Origin of the sequence: Cryptosporangium sp. NPDC048952 (genome assembly GCF_043197895.1) — a bacterium.
Classification (GTDB): Bacteria; Actinomycetota; Actinomycetes; order Mycobacteriales; family Cryptosporangiaceae; genus Cryptosporangium.
The window spans coordinates 87,893-102,710 of record NZ_JBICTY010000002.1 but is presented as its reverse complement, the minus strand read 5'-3'; the positions used below and the strand labels follow the sequence as shown (position 1 = coordinate 102,710).

The window sequence follows — 14,818 nt, the reverse complement described above, 5'->3', positions numbered from 1 at the left end:
TCCTACACCGCCATGTGCTCGCGCGCCCACACGTCGAACGACGTGAGCGGGACGCCCAGCGCGCGGGCGAACTCGGGGCGCGCGGGCTGCCCGGCCACGTTCATCAGCTCCATCGGCAGCCCCGCGTACGCCGGCATGCCCGCGGCGAGCGCCTCGTCCTCGGTCATGTCGGGCGCGGTGAGCGTCCTCCCGACGGCCCGCGACAGCACTGCCGCGATCTCGGTCATCGACAGGTAGTCGCTGGCCAGTTCCAGTTCGACGCCGGCGAACCGCTGCGGGTCGGCGACGGCCGCGGCGACCGTCGCACCGATGTCGTCGACCGCGACCAGCGACAGGTACGTGCTCGGCCGCAGCACTGTCGCGATGCCGCCGTCGACGCCCCGCGGCAGCAGGTACTTCGCCGAGGGCAGGAAGTTCTCCATGAAGAACGCCGGCTTGACGATCGTCCACAGCGGAAAGCCCGCGTCGCGCACCCGGCTCTCGATGCCCTGCTTCGCGGTGTAGTACGGCTCCAGCGGCGCCCATCGGCCCGTGTCGTAGCCGGGCGCGGTGCGGAGCCGGCCGGAGCCTGACACCGAGGTGTGGATGAACTGCGGCACGTCCGCGGCTCGAGCGGCGTCGATCAGATTCAGTGCTTGTCGTAGTTCGCCGTCGAAGTCGTACGCACCGTCCTTCACCTCGGGCATCTGGATCGAGAAGACCGACCGGACACCGGCGACCGCGGCGGCCAGCGATTCGGGGTCCTTGAGGTCGCCGATCACGACCTCCGCACCGAGAGCGGCGACGGCCGCGGCCTTCGCCGGGTTGCGGACCAGCGCACGGACCGGCACACCGGCCGCGAGCAGGGCGCGGGCGGACGCGCCGCCCTGTTGACCGGTGGCGCCGACGACAAGTACGGGAGCGGACATGATCTTCCTCCGGTTACAAGCGGCGGGGTCCGCCGCTTAGCTGCCTGCTAACATACGGCGGACCCCGCCACTTAGCAACCGAGAGGGCATCCATGCGCGCCGACGCCCGTCGCAATTACGCGTTGCTCCTCGAGGTGGCCGAGCAGGCGATCGCCGAGCAGGGCGCCGACGCCTCGCTGGAGCAGATCGCGCGCACCGCGGGGGTGGGGTCCGGCACGGTCCGCCGCCACTTCCCCACCCGGCACGCGCTGCTCGAAGCGGTGTTCCGCCGGCAGATCGACGCCCTGTCCGCACGGGCCGACGAGCTGGCCGGGCACCCGGACGCCCGGGCCGCGCTCGTCGACTGGCTCAACGCCGTGCTGTCGTTCGCCGCCACCACCCGCGGGGTGGCCGAGGCCCTCAACCGGGACCCGGTCGAGCCGCACGAGCACTGTGCGACGGCGCGGCTCACCGAGGCCGGCGCTCCCCTGGTCCGCCGGGCTGCGGGAACGCTGACGCCCGGCGTCACGATCACCGACCTGCTGCACCTGATCACCGGGATCGCGCTGGCCACCGAGCACCTCCCCGACCGCGCCGCGGAGGCCGACCGCCTGCTGCGCCTGACGGTCGCGGGCGTCAGTCCCGGCTGAACACCCCGCAGAGTTCGTTATGCCGACGATATGCGCCGGTCCGTAACGTGGAGGGAATGCGTGTACTGGTCGTCGAGGACGAGCCCTACATGGCCGAGGCCATCCGCGACGGGTTGCGGCTGGAAGCCATCGCGGCCGACATCGCCGGGGACGGCGACACCGCGCTGGCGTTGCTGGGCGTCAACGCCTACGACATCGCGGTGCTCGACCGCGACGTCCCCGGGCCCTCCGGCGACGAGATCGCCGGGCGCATCGTCGCGTCCGGCAGCGGCCTGCCGATCCTGATGCTCACCGCCGCCGACCGCCTCGACGACAAGACCTCGGGCTTCGAGCTCGGCGCCGACGACTACCTCACCAAACCGTTCGAGCTGCGCGAACTCGTCCTTCGCCTCCGTGCCCTCGACCGCCGCCGCGGGTACAGCCGCCCGCCGGTGCGCGAGCTGGCCGGACTGCGCCTGGACCCGTTCCGCCGCGAGGTCTTCCGCGACGGCCGTTACGTCGCGCTGACCCGCAAACAGTTCGCCGTCCTCGAGGTGCTCCTCGCCGCCGAGGGCGGTGTCGTCAGCGCCGAGCATCTGCTCGAACGCGCCTGGGACGAGAACGCCGACCCGTTCACCAACGCGGTGCGCATCACGGTCTCCGCGCTGCGCAAACGGCTCGGCGAACCCTGGGTGATCACCACCGTGCCCGGCGTCGGCTACCGCATCGATGCGTAGGCACCCCGGCTCGAGCGTCCGCCTCAAGCTCACGCTCAGCTACGCGGGCTTCCTGATGGTCGCCGGTGTGCTGCTGCTCGCCGTCGTCTGGGTGTTCCTCCTGCGGTACGTGCCCGACCCGCCACGCACCCCCGGCGTGCACCTGCGTCTGATGAGCCCCACCCGCCACGAGCTGCAGGAGGCGTTCCTCCCGCGCGCGGCGCAACTGATGGCGTTCCTGCTGGTCTTCGGCCTGATCGGCGGCTGGCTGCTGGCCGGCCGCATGCTCGCTCCGCTCTCCCGCATCACCGACGCCACCCGCCTGGCGGCGAACGGCTCGCTCTCCCACCGCATCGCCCTCGAAGGCCCCGCCGACGAGTTCCGCGAACTCGCCGACAGCTTCGACGCGATGCTTACCCGCCTCGAGTCGCACGTCGCCGAACAGCAGCGCTTCGCGGCCAACGCGTCCCACGAACTTCGCACTCCGCTCGCGATCATGCAGACGATGCTCGACGTCGCGCGCAGCGATCCGAACCGCCCGGAGCTCGTCGACCGGCTCCGTACCGTCAACACCCGGGCGATCGACCTCACCGAGGCCTTGCTGCTGCTCAGTCGCGCCGACCAGCGGGCGTTCACGCGCGAGCCGGTCGACGTGTCGCTGGTCGCGGAGGAAGCCGTCGAGACGCTGCTGCCCCTCGCGGAGAAGCACGGCGTGGTCATCGAGGTCCGGGGAGATGTCGCCCCCGCGTCCGGTTCGCCGGCGCTCCTGCTGCAGCTGACGACGAACCTCGTGCACAACGCGATCGTCCATAACCTGCCGTCGAACGGCACCGTGCGGATCGACACGGCGACCGAACGACAGTCGGTCGTGCTCATCGTCGAGAACACCGGGGACCCGCTGAGCCCGCACCTCGTCGACACGTTCGCCGAACGTTTCCGGCGCGGCACCGAACGCGTCCGCGACGACCAGGCCGGCGTCGGCCTGGGCCTCGCGATCGTCAAGAGCATCACGTGCGCTCACGACGGAACCCTCGATCTCGCTCCCCGGGCCGCGGGTGGCCTCCGGGTCACGGTGCGAATACCACTCGACCGATCGTGATCGGGAAATCGAAATACGCCGGATGCCGACCGCTCCGTGATGGGAGACGACGTCCATCAGGTCGTGGTCGCCACCCATCGCCACCAATTCGCCGGTGGCCAGGTGGAACAGCGTCAGATCGACGGTGCTGCCGCGGCTGTGGCCCGACTTGGCGGCCACGTAACCCTGGGCGAACATGTCGGTGCGGTTGATGTTCGGATAGTGCCGCGGTTTGGTGCGGCCGTCCTCCGGCTGTTCCGACCACCGCAGGAACCGGTCGACGGCACGCTGCGGGCGGTACCCGTCCCAGAGGAGCAGCCCGAACCCCAGCGAATGGGCCTCCGGAGTGTGTTGACCTCGTTGAGCACGACGGTTCCGTCGGGGCGGAGAAACATGTCGACGCGCGCGAGTCCGCGGCAGCCCAGCGCGCGGTAGATCGTCTTCGCGGTTTCCTGGATGAGCGAGCGGGCCACCGCCGGGATGTCTGCGGGCACGATGAAGCTCGAATTCTCCGAGCCCGTCTCGGGTGAGTCCTCCTGGTGGATGCGGAAGAATCCGTGCGACAACGCGACCCGATCCACGTCACCGACGATCAGGTCCGGATCGTTGCCGAGAACCGCGCAGCCGATCTCGCTGGCGACGACCATTTCCTCGATCAGCACTTTCGAGTCGTACTGCCGGGCGACGTCGATCGCGGCCAGCAGTTCGTCCTCTCCGGGACACCCTGCTGACGCCGAACGACGAACCGGAGCGGGCCGGCTTCACGAGCACCGGATAGGTGAGCCCGTCGGGCTTGTCGTCCTCCCCGAGAATCCAGAAGTTCGGCGTGGCGACTCCCGCGCCGCGCACGACGGCATAGGTGAGCGACTTGTCCATGCACAGCGCGGAACTCTGCACGTCACAGCCCACATAGGGAATGCCGGAGAGTTCCAGCAGGCCCTGCATCACGCCGTCCTCGCCGTCCTCGCCGTCCTCGCCGTACCTCCCGTGCAGAACGGGCAGCACCACGTCCAGCGGGATCGTCTCGTAGCGACCGTCGTCCAGAACGAGGCCATCAGCATGAGCAGCAGCGTGTAGTCGGCGACGCTGTCGGGCGCGTACTCGACCGTACCGACGGCGATCCCGATCCGCTCCGCGAAGCCGGTGTCGATGTGGTCGAGCCCGACGCTCCGCGTGGAGACGTACTCGACGCCGACCCGGCTCAGTGCGCGGAGAACGGGCTTCGTCAGCCGTGTCTTGTGGCCGACGCTGATACACCGGCTCCCGGCGGCCAACCCGCTGTTCTCCTCGGAGACCGGCGCCTCGATGATGATCGGCACGACACCGACACGAGGCGCCATCTCCCGGAACACCGTGGCCTCGTCCGGCCCGCATCCGTAGATGACTATTCGGCTCATGCCACGAGTCAAGACGGCACGGTGTTGCGAGCAGGTATCTGCTTTCCCGTAGCCCGACGACAGGCCCGTCCTTCTATCGCCCCGACGAGAGGCGCAGCGTCGCGTCGCGCACGGCCGCGGGAGCGTCGTCGCGGAGACGGTCGTCGGGACCTGCGCCGAGGGCGTTGTTGACCGTCGAGAACGCGAGCCGCAACGCGATGAACACGGTCATCGCGAAGATCTCCGCGTCGGGAAAGCCGGCGTCGCGCAGGGCGCCGACGTCGGCCTCCGACGTGCCGCGCGGGTCGAGGGCGACGCGCCGCGCCCACCGGGCCATCACCTGCTCGGTGTCCGAGAGCCCCTCGTCGTCGCCGGACAGAACCCCGCCCGCGATGTCGTCACCGGCGACCTTCGCCAGGCGCGCCCCCCAGGCCAGCGAGCAGTACGGATCACCGAACGCCGACGCGGTCGCCGAGACCAGGATCGCGCGGCGCCGGAAGTCCAGCGACGTTCCCGTAGTCACGACCCCCATCAGATCGAACAGTCCGTGCGCCGCGGCGGGCTCGTACGCCCAGAGCCGGGTCGCGTTCATCACGTAACCGAGGTCCGCGACGTCCTCGGCGAAGAGCGCGTCGCTCTCCGCCGAGGGCGGCGGGTCGGGCAGGTAACCGGTCATGCCGTTGATCGTCGCAACGATCAGCGGGCAGCGCCTCCGTACTGACCACGGAGAAATGTCTTCAGTACCTTGCCGCTGGCGCGGCGCACACCCACCCAGCCATCCCCCTAGCGCAGGTTCTCGGGCCTACGACGAGTTCTCGGGCCTACGGCCGCGCGCGGTAGGGCCGGGAAGTCGTCGTAGGGCCGGGAAGTCGTCGCCCGGGGTACCGGGTCTGATCTCAGCGGAGTGCGTGAATTCGGACGGTGCGGTCGGCGCTGGCGATCGCGAGGTGGCGGCCTTCGGGGTCGATCGCGACCGCGGTTCGCTCGGTGCCGGCGGCGCCGAACGTCGCGGTGCGCTCGCCGGTCCGGGCGTCCCAGACGTGCACGAAGCCGTCCCTCCCCGCGGTGATCAGCGACCGGCCGTCAGGCGCGAAAGCCAGCGACGTCACCCGTCCCTTGTGCGCCGGGATCGTGCGGATCGGGGCACCTCGGAAGGGGTCCCAGAGCTGGACGTTGCCGGTCTCGTCGCCCGTCGCGAGGACGGTGCCCTGCTTGTTGTAGGTCATCGAGTACAGAGTGGTCGCGCCGGGAACGCCGAGGGTGGGGCCGACGCGGGTGCCGGTCGCGGGGTCGTGGAAGGTGACGGTGCCGTTCGGGGCGGCGGCGGCCAGTCGTGAGCCGTCGGAGAAGAAGGACACGATGGTCGCGGTGGCGGTGAGCAGCGTGACCGCGTCGGGGTTGTTCAGGTCCCAGATGCGCGCGGAGCCGTCGTCGCTCGCCGCCGCGAGCCAGCGGCCGTTCGGTGCGAACGCGACCGATCGGACCCAGTCGTCCGCGACGCCCATCCGTCGGATGACCTTTCCGGTTCCGGCGCTGCGGAGCAGGATCGCGCCGTCGCGGCCCCCGGTCGCCATGCGCGCACCGTCGGCGTCGAACGCGACCGACTTCGTCTCTCCGGACGCCCAGGAATTGCCGATCCGCTTACCGGTCGCGGAATCCCACACCGAGTTCCCGGCCACCAGCCGCGCCCCGTCCGGACTGAACGCCACCGCGTCCACCGGCTCCGCGCCGGCCAGCGTCACGGTCGCCGAGCCACCCGCCGATGCTGACGCACCAGCCCGAGGCCCCCCGGCCACGGAGCCGTCGGAGTTCGTCCATACCGCCACCCCGACCCCACCGGCCACGAGCACCGCCGCCACACCTCCCGCAACCACGACCCACCGCCGCGCAACCGCCCCCTTCCGCGCCTCCCCCGCACCCCCGCCGGAACGCACATCAGCGAAAGCCTTGCCACCACCCACGTCGACGCCCGAGCCGGCGTCACCCCAGCCCGCCACCCCGAGCGCACCGCCGGCGGCGCGCGCATCGAGCCCGTCACCGCCGGGGCCCACACCGAGCGCACCACCACCAGCGCGCGCATCGAGAGCGGCCGGTCTTCCCGCCGTCTCGGCGCGGGTGCGAGCGCGGGGCGCCTCCGCCCGAGACCGAGCGTCAGCCGGGACAGCCGCGCCGAGCGCATCACCGCCGGCGCGCGCGTCGGGATCCGCGGCGAGGGCCTCCGTGCCGGGGCGAGCGGCGGGCGGGGGCGCTGCGCCATGCATGCCGCCGGCGGGGCCGGAGGCGGGTTGGTGGGGGGACTCGATTACGGTCGGGGACAGGGGGCGGGTGGTGTAGGCGCGGGCTTCCAGGCGTAACGGGACCTCGGTGCGTTCCAGCCAATGGGCGCCGAAGTCTCGAGCTGCGGCTGCGGAGAGCTCCTCCGCGAACTCGCTCGCCGACGCTGGGCGGTCGGCGGGGTTCTTCTCCAGTGCGCGGAGCGTCACCGCGGCCACGGACGGTGGCGCCTCCAGCAGAGGCGCCGGGCGTTCGTGCAGGTGGTGGTAGATGAGGCCGGTCACCCCGAGGTCGGGCGCGAACGGCGGACGGCCCGCCAAACCCCGGTACAGCGTGACGCCCAGGGCGTAGACGTCGGTCGGCGGGCCGATGCCCGACCCGGTGATCTGCTCGGGCGCGATGTACATCGGCGTGCCGAGGAATCCGGCGCTGGCGGTCGCGGCGGTGGCCGCCAGGAGTTTCGCGATGCCGAAGTCGCTGACCTTCAGCACACCCTCGCCGGTGAACAGCAGGTTGTCCGGCTTGATGTCCCGGTGCACCACCCCGCGGCGGTGCGCCGCGTGCAGGGCGTCCGCGGTCGCGAGCATCCACGCGCACAGCACGGTGGGTGCGACAGCGCTGCGGAGTCGCTGGGCCATCGAGCCCCCGGCCAGATACTCCATCACCAGCAGCTGGAGCGAATCGTGCTCGGCGTACTCGTGCACGCGGACCACGTGCGGGTGGTCGAGTTCGGTCATCACCTGGGCTTCGGTGAGGAACCTTCCCGCGGCGGTGGAGTCGTGCTCCCCCGCGAGAGCGAGGGCCTTGACCGCGCGCATCGTGCCGAGCCGGCGGTGACGGGCCGTGTAGACGACGCCGTACCCACCTCGGCCGAGCACGGCGCCCAGTTCGTAGTGCGGTAGCGCGGCCTCGATCCGTCCCCGCTCGATACTCATCGGGCTGATTCAACCACTCGGGTCACATGGCGTTTCGTCCGATGTGTAGAAGCCGTGTATCGGGAGCCATCAGGCTCGCCGGATGGACGTGCGGATCGCGGCAGCGCTGGCCGGGTTGATGCTCGTCGCCGCGTGCGGCGCAGACGAGCCCCCCGCGGCGCGGACGCCCCCACCGAGCCCACCACCGAGCCCGTCGCCGTCGCCGTCGCCGCCACCGCTAGCCGCCGCGGACGGCACCCGCTACGCGGCCTGCTGGGACGGCACGTGCGAGGTCGCCGTCTCCCGGCCGACGACCATCCCGATCCGGTTCGGCAAACTCTCGGTGTCGAAGCTTCAACCGGACGACGGGATCACCTTCGACATCACCCTGCCCGGCGGCGGAGGCAGCGGCACTCTCAAAGGCAACTGCGGAGTGATCGGCTACTTCTACCGCGACTTCAGCGGCGGCCACATGTCCGCGTCCGCCTGCCCATCCACCGCCGGCCCCGCCGACGTTCCCACCCCGAAACCGGCCCCGGGCGAGATCGGCCTCCAACTGGTTGGCTGGACCCCCACCAACGCCGCCGTCCTCCGCCTAGCCTCCGGCAGCTAGCCGCCTCCGGCCGCGAGCGCGGCCGGCTCGGCTCGGCTCGGCCCGGCTACCAGGCCACGACCCCCTGACGCGAAGCCTGAACAGTCCCCACCTGCAGTGACGACATCGTGATGTCGTTCTTCTCCGGCGCCGGGAACCCCGACAACTCCGCGTTCAGCGGCACGTCAGACCCCGGCAGCGTCACCCGCAACCCGTTCCCCACACCGCACGACTCGTCCCCCTTGGAGCACGGCGTCCACTTGATCCCCTCGAACGCCGTCGCCCCGGCCGGAAGCACGAACGACACCGCCGGTCCCGGCTGGTCCACCGACGTCGTCGCCACCGGCACGTTCTCGTCCGCCGCGTTCGTCAGTGTCACCGCCGCCCGCCCGTTCAGCGTGCACTCGCGCTCGGAGGCGTTCGTCAACGCCACCAGCCCCACCGGCGACGAGAACTGCGGCTGCAACGTCACGTCGGCCTGAATGTCGTCGGCAGTGCACGGCACCGGATCAGCGGCCTGCGCAGTCGAAAACTCGATGGTGCACGCCGACAGGCCGAGTACAGCAACCCCGAGCACGGTCAGGCCAGCGATACGGCTCTTCATCAGGCGGCGTCCCTTCGACTGGTTCGTTCCTTCCGTTACCAAGTGAAAGCGCAAAGACCCGTAAGTTCCGTTAGCGCTACAACAGTCCCTCGAGTAACCCCCGGGCTTCGGAGGCCCCGGCGTCATCCCCGGCCTGGTCGAACAGCGAGGCACCCTCGCGCAACACGGAGAAGGCCTCGGCCCGATCCACCGGAAGAAGCGCCCGCCCCAGCAACACCAACGCGCCGGCGAGGAAACGCAGCCACCCCCGCGTCCGCCACAACGCCACCGACTCCCGCAGGTACCCCACGGCTTCCTCCGGCCGCCCCGCCCCGAGCGCGATCTCACCGAGAATGCCCAACGCATCGGCCACGTGATGCGGCATGTTGTACTCACGAGCCGTCGCCAGCGCCTCCTGCGCGGCCGCGGACGCATCGGCGTCCCCCCGCTGCATCCGCACCCGCGCCAGGCAGATCATCGTGAGCGTCTCGGCGTAGAGGTCCCGGTGCCGCCGTGAGATCTCCAGCGACTCGATCAGGTACCCCTCCGCCTCGTCGAGCAGCCCCGCCCGTCCGAACCCGATCCCGAAGAACTGCAGAACGGTCGCCTCACCCCGCGGATTGCCGAGCGTCCGCGCCCGCTCCAGCGCCAGGTTCAGGTGCTCGAGCGCCACCCCCAGGTCACCGGACTCCCCCGCCGCCACCGCCAGCGCGAGGTGCGCCCGCGACTCCCCACCCACGTGCGCCGCCGACGCCGCCCAGGTCAACGACTCGCGGGCCGCGTCGATCGCCTCGGCGTGCCGACCCGTGGCCGTCAACGCCCACGACCGCATCACCCCGGCGTCGGCCATCCCGCCGTACTCGCCGACCTCGCGGAACATCTCCTGCACGGAGGTGGCCTCCGCGTTCTGCCGGGTCATCGCCTCCGTGCTCTGATCGTCGGTGATCCAGGTGGTCAGGTCGGTCAGCCCGCGCCGCGCGACGGCCTCCCCCGTCCGATCACCCACCGCCCGGCAAGCGTCGACCACCAGGCTGTTCGTCGCCTCCCACTCGGCATACATCCCGCGCAGGTCGAAGTATTTCTCGCACCGCTGGGCCAGATCGAACGCCACCTCGGTGCGCCCGGTCGCGCACGCCTGGCGCACCAGCGAGCGCAACGCGACCTGCTCGGCGTCGAACCAGTCAACAGCGGCCACCCCGGACAGCTCGCACCGGACATCCCGGATGTCCGGGCGGAACGCCCGGCTCTCGATCTGGTCCCACGTCGGGCCGGGAATGCCCGGTTCGTACAGCGCAGCGAGCGCGAGCCAGGCGCCGAGACCGCGGCGCAGCGCCTCCTCGTCGTCCGCCGCTTCGGTGGCACGATCGCGGGCGTACAGACGCACGAGGTCGTGGAACCGGTAGCGCGTCTGCCCGGCCGCATCCGTGCCCACGACCGACAGCACGTGCGCGTCGACCAGTTCGTCGAGGTCACGGGCGGCGCGCTCGGGCTTCTCGTCGGACAGGACGATCGCCGGCCACCCGGCGAAGTCCGGTACGTCGAGCACGCTCAGCCGCCGGAACAGCGCCTGCGCCGACGGCCGCAGCCCGTCGTCCGACAACGCCAACGACGCACGAATCTGCAGGTCCCCGGCGTCCAGCCGGTCCAGCCGACGGTTCTCGTCGCGGAGCAGCTCGCCCAGATGCGAGACCGTCCACCGCGGCCGCGCGGTCAGGCGCGCGCCCGCGATGCGCACCGCCAACGGCAAACCGCCACACAGCCCGACGACGTCAGCCGCGTCGTCGTTATGGTCGTCCACCCGCGCGTCGTCGACGATACGGGCCAGCAGCCGGACGCCGTCCTCCGCGTCGAGCACGTCCAGTTCGGTCCAGCGCGCGCCCTCCAGCCCCGACAGCCGCACCCGGCTGGTGACCAGCACCGTGCACCCGGCAGCCCCCGGCAGCAGCGGCCTGACCTGCGCTTCGGTGGCCGCGTTGTCCAGCACGACGAGAACCCGCCGCCCCATCAGCAGCGTGCGGTAGAGCTCGGCACGTTCGTCCGGATCGGTGGGCACCGCAGGGCTCGGCACGCCCAGCGCACGCAGGAACCGGCCCAGCACGTCGGCGGGCGCGACCGGATCCGGCCCCGCACCGGCCAGGTTCACGTACAGCTGCCCGTCCGGGTACGTCGGCGCCGCGGCGTGCGCGACGTGCACCGCCAGCGTCGTCTTGCCCACCCCGGCCATGCCGGTGATGCCCAGGACAGCCAGTCCCGCCGGCGGCGTGTGCGGCGTCAAGACTTTCCGGAGGCGACGCACTTCGCGCGCACGTCCGGTGAAATCCGGCACCGCCGGGGGCAGGAGAGCGGGTGGACGCGGCGCGGCCTCCGGAACGTCGTCGCGGATCGAGCGGTACAGTTCCTGCAGCTCCGGTGAGGGCTCGATGCCCAACTCGGCGGCGAGCACACCGCGTAGCGTCTCGTAGGCCGCGAGCGCCTGGGCGCGGGCACCGGTGGCACGCAGCGCCCGCAGGTACTGGCCCCAGAGCCGCTCACGGAGCTGGTGCTCGGCGATCGCGGCGGCGAGTTCGCCCACCAGGCCCGCGTGGTCACCGAGCGCCAACCGTGCCTCGTTGCGGTCCTCGATCGCGGCCAGGCGCGTCTCGGTCAGGCGGGTGACGTGCGGGGCGATCCACGGCGAATCGGCGAGGTCGGGTAAGAGCGGCCCGCGCCACAGCGCCAGGCCCTGGGACAGCACTTGGACGGCGTCCGCATGACGCTTGTGCTCCAACGCGCGCCGTCCGTCGGCGGCCAGGTTCTCGAAGACGCGGGCGTCGCAGTCGCCGTCGGCGACGTCCAAGCGGTAGCCGGCGGCGGACGTGACCAGCCGGGACGCGCCTCCGGGGGCGACCTGCTCGAGCACCCGGCGCACCCCGAACACGTACGAGTGCAGGTTCGCCCGTGCCGACGAGGGCACCTGGTCACCCCAGAGCGCGTCGACGATCTCGTCGGAGCGCACCAGCGACCCGGCACGCAGCAACAGCAGCGCGAGGAGCGCCCGCTGCTTGCGCCGCCCGACCGCGATCTCGGAGCCGTCCGCAGCCCGCACCTCGAAGCTGCCCAGCAGCCGAAACGCCGTCATCACACCTCCCGGGCAGCGGAGGTCTACAGTAGACGAGTCAGTAAACTCCTGACGAGGCCACAGTAGCTCGCGCGATCATCAACCCGTGGACCTCATCACTGTGCCGTTCAACTCCTCCGGTGTCGCGGACGGCGTCGCGCGGGCACCGTCGGCATTGCTCGACGCCGGGCTGGTCGCCGCACTCCCCGGAGCGCGCGTGGTGAACGCGGACGTCCCGGTCGGCGACCCGACCCGCGGCCCGAGCGGCCTGGCGGCCGAGGCCTCGCTCACCGCGACGGTGGCGTCCGTGGCCGAACGGGTGCTGGCGGCCTGGGCCGCCGACCGGTTCCCGATCCTGCTGGGCGGCGACTGCCCGGTGCTGCTCGGCGGGCTCGTCGCCGCGGACCGCCGGGGCTACGGCGCCGGCCTGGTGTTCGTCGACGGCCACGAGGACGCCTGGGACCCGCACCGGTCCCCCACCGGCGAGGCGGCCGACAGCGAGATCGCGCTGGCACTCGGGATGGTGCCCGGGTTCGCGCCCGTGCTGCAGACCGCCGACCTGCTGCAGCTGGGGCCCCGCGACGCCGAGGAGTTGGCCGAGGCCGGCCAGCCGAGCATCGCCGACCGGGTGGACGTGCTGCCCGGCGACCGCCTCGCCGCCCCCGACGGCATTCCGATCGCGGTCGGGAAAGCCGCCGCGCTCGTCGCCCGCACCGAACACTGGTGGCTGCACGTCGACCTCGACGTCCTGAGCACGCAGGCCCTCCCCGCCGTGGACTACCCGCAGCCCGGCGGCCTGACCTGGGACCAGCTCGACACGCTGACCGAGCAGCTGCTCTCGATCGGCGGTTGCGGCGGGCTCAGCGTCTGCATCTACAACCCGGACCTCGACGGCGGCGCGGCCGCCACCCGGATCGCCTCCTACGTGGCCCGGGCCTCACGCATAGCGGCTCGGGGGCACGGGTAGGCCCAGGTTCTCGCGGTGGGTCCGCCCGCGGTACCCGCCGTGGTACGCCCCCCGCTTCTTCAGCTCCGGAACGACCAAATCGACGAACTGGTCGACGCCCACCGGGATCGACGAGAACGCCAGCATGAAGCCGTCGGCCGCACCCGCCTCGAACCGCTCGACCATCCAATCGGCGATCGTGTCGGGCGTACCGAGCAGGAACCGCCGACGCAGCAGCGCCCGGTTGACCTCACGCAGCGTGTAGGTGCCCTGCCCCACCAGGCGGCCGATCTGTTCCTGCACCGACTGCACCTGGTTCGTGGGCACCGACAGGTCGGGCTGGAACTTCTCGTCCATCGGGTGCTGACTGACGTCGAACTGGAGGTAGTGGGACAGCCAGTCGAGGGACAGCCGTTCGGGAGTGAGGGTTTCGATCTGGTCGAGGTACTCCTCGGCCTCGCGCAGCGTCTGGCCGATCACCGGGGAGAGCGCCGGCATGACCTTGAGGTGATCGGGGTTGCGGCCGTTGGCCTGCGCGCGGGCCTTGTAGTCGTCGTAGAGGATCTTCGCGCCGCGGACCGCGTTGTTGCCCATCGTGAACACGGCCTCCGCGGTGGCGCCCGCCAGCGCACGACCGGCCTCGGAAGCCCCGGCCTGGAAGATCACCGGGCGGCCCTGCGGCGGGCGGGCGATGTTCAGCGGGCCGCGGACGGTGAAGAACTCACCGCGATGGTCGAGGGTGTGCAGCTTGGTGCGGTCCGCGAAGTAGCCGGTTTCCTTGTCGTAGCGGAACGCGTCGTCGTCCCAGCTGTCCCAGAGCCCGTTGACGACGTCGATGAACTCCTTCGCGCGGCGGTAACGCACCGGGTGGTCGAGGTTCGCCTCGCGGCCGAAGTTCCAGGCCTCCTCGTCGCTGGCACTCGTGACGACGTTCCAGCCGGCGCGGCCCTCGCTGAGGAAGTCCAGGGAGGCGAGCTTGCGGGCGACGTGGAACGGCTCGTTGTACGTGGTGGAGACCGTGGCCGCGAGGCCGATCTGCTCGGTGACCTGCGACAGCGCGCCGAGCAGCGTGAACGGCTCGGGGCGGATGTTGACGACGTGGTCGATGCCCGACGGGAAACGATCCCAGACGTAGAGTTCGTCGGCGATGAACAGCGTCGCGAAGCCACCCCGCTCGGCGGTGCGGGCGAAGTTCTTGTAGTACCCGAGGTCGAGGTACCGCTCGGGCTCGGCCCCGGGAAGCCGCCAGCTGGCGAGGTGCTCGCCACCCGGGTAGAAGATCATTGCCCCGAGGATCATCGACCGGTCGCTCATGCATGAGCCGACGCGGCGCGGCCAGCGCTTATTCCCGCTGTGTGCCGCTGACGGCGGCGGCCCGGCGCGTCGTGTGGCGGGCGTGCGCCGCCGCGCTGAGGAGCATGGCGATCACGCCGAGCGCGAGGGCCGCGTAGCCGCCGACGATGCCGCTGCCGGAGCCTGGTCCGCCGTCGGCGGTGGCCACGACGATCCCGCCGACGACGACGCCGGTCGCCCCGGCGACCAGGCCGATGACCGAGGCCCGCGTGCCCCGCGCCAGGGCCAGACCTGCGGCGATCACTCCCACGAGCGCGATCAGTGCGGCGGCGCCGGCGAGGGCACGGCCGGTGGTCAGTGCGTAGGTGGTGTCCATGGCTCCGAGCCTGGCTCCCCGCGCCCTCGCCGCGCGTCGTGCGATCGCGGACACTTT

12 protein-coding genes and 3 pseudogenes are annotated in these 14,818 nt (G+C 71.5%); 5 read left to right on the top strand and 10 right to left on the bottom strand.

Annotation, left to right across the window (positions count from 1 at the left end; all coding sequences use genetic code 11):
* Positions 1-2: 2 nt before the first annotated feature.
* Positions 3-908, bottom strand: a complete 906-nt coding sequence (locus ACGFY5_RS08605; protein WP_392718905.1) for an NmrA family NAD(P)-binding protein — start codon at positions 906-908, stop codon at positions 3-5.
* A 92-nt stretch (positions 909-1,000) separates the two neighbouring features.
* Between ACGFY5_RS08605 and ACGFY5_RS08600 the strand changes: the two genes are divergently transcribed.
* From ACGFY5_RS08600 to ACGFY5_RS08590, 3 genes are read left to right on the top strand one after another with little or no spacing between them, the layout of a single operon-like run.
* A complete protein-coding gene (locus ACGFY5_RS08600; RefSeq protein WP_392718903.1) occupies positions 1,001-1,537 on the top strand; it encodes a TetR/AcrR family transcriptional regulator in 537 nt (178 codons plus the stop codon).
* Positions 1,538-1,593: 56 nt separating this feature from the next.
* On the top strand, positions 1,594-2,253 hold the full coding sequence (locus ACGFY5_RS08595; RefSeq protein ID WP_392718901.1) for a response regulator transcription factor: 660 nt from the start codon (positions 1,594-1,596) through the stop codon (positions 2,251-2,253).
* Positions 2,246-3,331, top strand: coding sequence for a sensor histidine kinase (locus ACGFY5_RS08590; protein ID WP_392718899.1), 1,086 nt, complete (start codon positions 2,246-2,248; stop codon positions 3,329-3,331). Before ACGFY5_RS08595 ends, ACGFY5_RS08590 begins: the two co-directional genes overlap by 8 nt.
* Positions 3,332-3,352: 21 nt before the next feature.
* Here ACGFY5_RS08590 and ACGFY5_RS08585 read toward each other — a convergent pair.
* The 5 genes and pseudogenes from ACGFY5_RS08585 to ACGFY5_RS08565 all read right to left on the bottom strand — a co-directional run.
* A pseudogene (locus tag ACGFY5_RS08585) lies at positions 3,353-3,649 on the bottom strand (M15 family metallopeptidase); the annotation flags it as partial.
* Between the two features lie 5 nt (positions 3,650-3,654).
* A pseudogene (locus tag ACGFY5_RS08580) lies at positions 3,655-4,354 on the bottom strand (ATP-grasp domain-containing protein); the annotation flags it as partial.
* Positions 4,355-4,359: 5 nt separating this feature from the next.
* A pseudogene (locus ACGFY5_RS08575) lies at positions 4,360-4,707 on the bottom strand (lactate dehydrogenase); the annotation flags it as partial.
* 73 nt (positions 4,708-4,780) lie between these two features.
* The gene (locus tag ACGFY5_RS08570) at positions 4,781-5,362 is read right to left on the bottom strand and encodes a carboxymuconolactone decarboxylase family protein (RefSeq protein ID WP_392718897.1); all 582 of its coding nucleotides are present in this window, start codon (positions 5,360-5,362) and stop codon (positions 4,781-4,783) included.
* 220 nt (positions 5,363-5,582) lie between these two features.
* Positions 5,583-7,895, bottom strand: coding sequence for a WD40 repeat domain-containing serine/threonine protein kinase (locus ACGFY5_RS08565; RefSeq protein WP_392718895.1), 2,313 nt, complete (start codon positions 7,893-7,895; stop codon positions 5,583-5,585).
* 82 nt (positions 7,896-7,977) lie between these two features.
* On the opposite strand from ACGFY5_RS08565, the gene ACGFY5_RS08560 reads away from it, so the two are divergent.
* On the top strand, positions 7,978-8,487 hold the full coding sequence (locus ACGFY5_RS08560; protein ID WP_392718893.1) for a hypothetical protein: 510 nt from the start codon (positions 7,978-7,980) through the stop codon (positions 8,485-8,487).
* Between the two features lie 46 nt (positions 8,488-8,533).
* Here the strand turns inward: ACGFY5_RS08560 and ACGFY5_RS08555 are convergent, their stop codons facing one another.
* On the bottom strand, positions 8,534-9,070 hold the full coding sequence (locus ACGFY5_RS08555) for a DUF4232 domain-containing protein (RefSeq protein WP_392718891.1): 537 nt from the start codon (positions 9,068-9,070) through the stop codon (positions 8,534-8,536).
* A 76-nt stretch (positions 9,071-9,146) separates the two neighbouring features.
* Positions 9,147-12,167: a BTAD domain-containing putative transcriptional regulator gene (locus ACGFY5_RS08550; RefSeq protein WP_392718889.1), complete on the bottom strand. Its 3,021-nt coding sequence runs from the start codon at positions 12,165-12,167 to the stop codon at positions 9,147-9,149.
* An 85-nt stretch (positions 12,168-12,252) separates the two neighbouring features.
* On the opposite strand from ACGFY5_RS08550, the gene ACGFY5_RS08545 reads away from it, so the two are divergent.
* Complete coding sequence (locus ACGFY5_RS08545) at positions 12,253-13,113, top strand: arginase family protein (RefSeq protein WP_392718887.1); 861 nt, start codon at positions 12,253-12,255, stop codon at positions 13,111-13,113.
* On the opposite strand, the gene ACGFY5_RS08540 is transcribed toward ACGFY5_RS08545, so the two are convergent.
* Entirely contained in the window at positions 13,084-14,406 is a 1,323-nt protein-coding gene (locus ACGFY5_RS08540) for an LLM class flavin-dependent oxidoreductase (RefSeq protein WP_392718885.1), read from the bottom strand. The genes ACGFY5_RS08545 and ACGFY5_RS08540 overlap by 30 nt on opposite strands.
* 28 nt (positions 14,407-14,434) lie before the next feature.
* On the bottom strand, positions 14,435-14,761 hold the full coding sequence (locus ACGFY5_RS08535) for a DUF6223 family protein (protein WP_392718883.1): 327 nt from the start codon (positions 14,759-14,761) through the stop codon (positions 14,435-14,437).
* Positions 14,762-14,818: the final 57 nt, after the last annotated feature.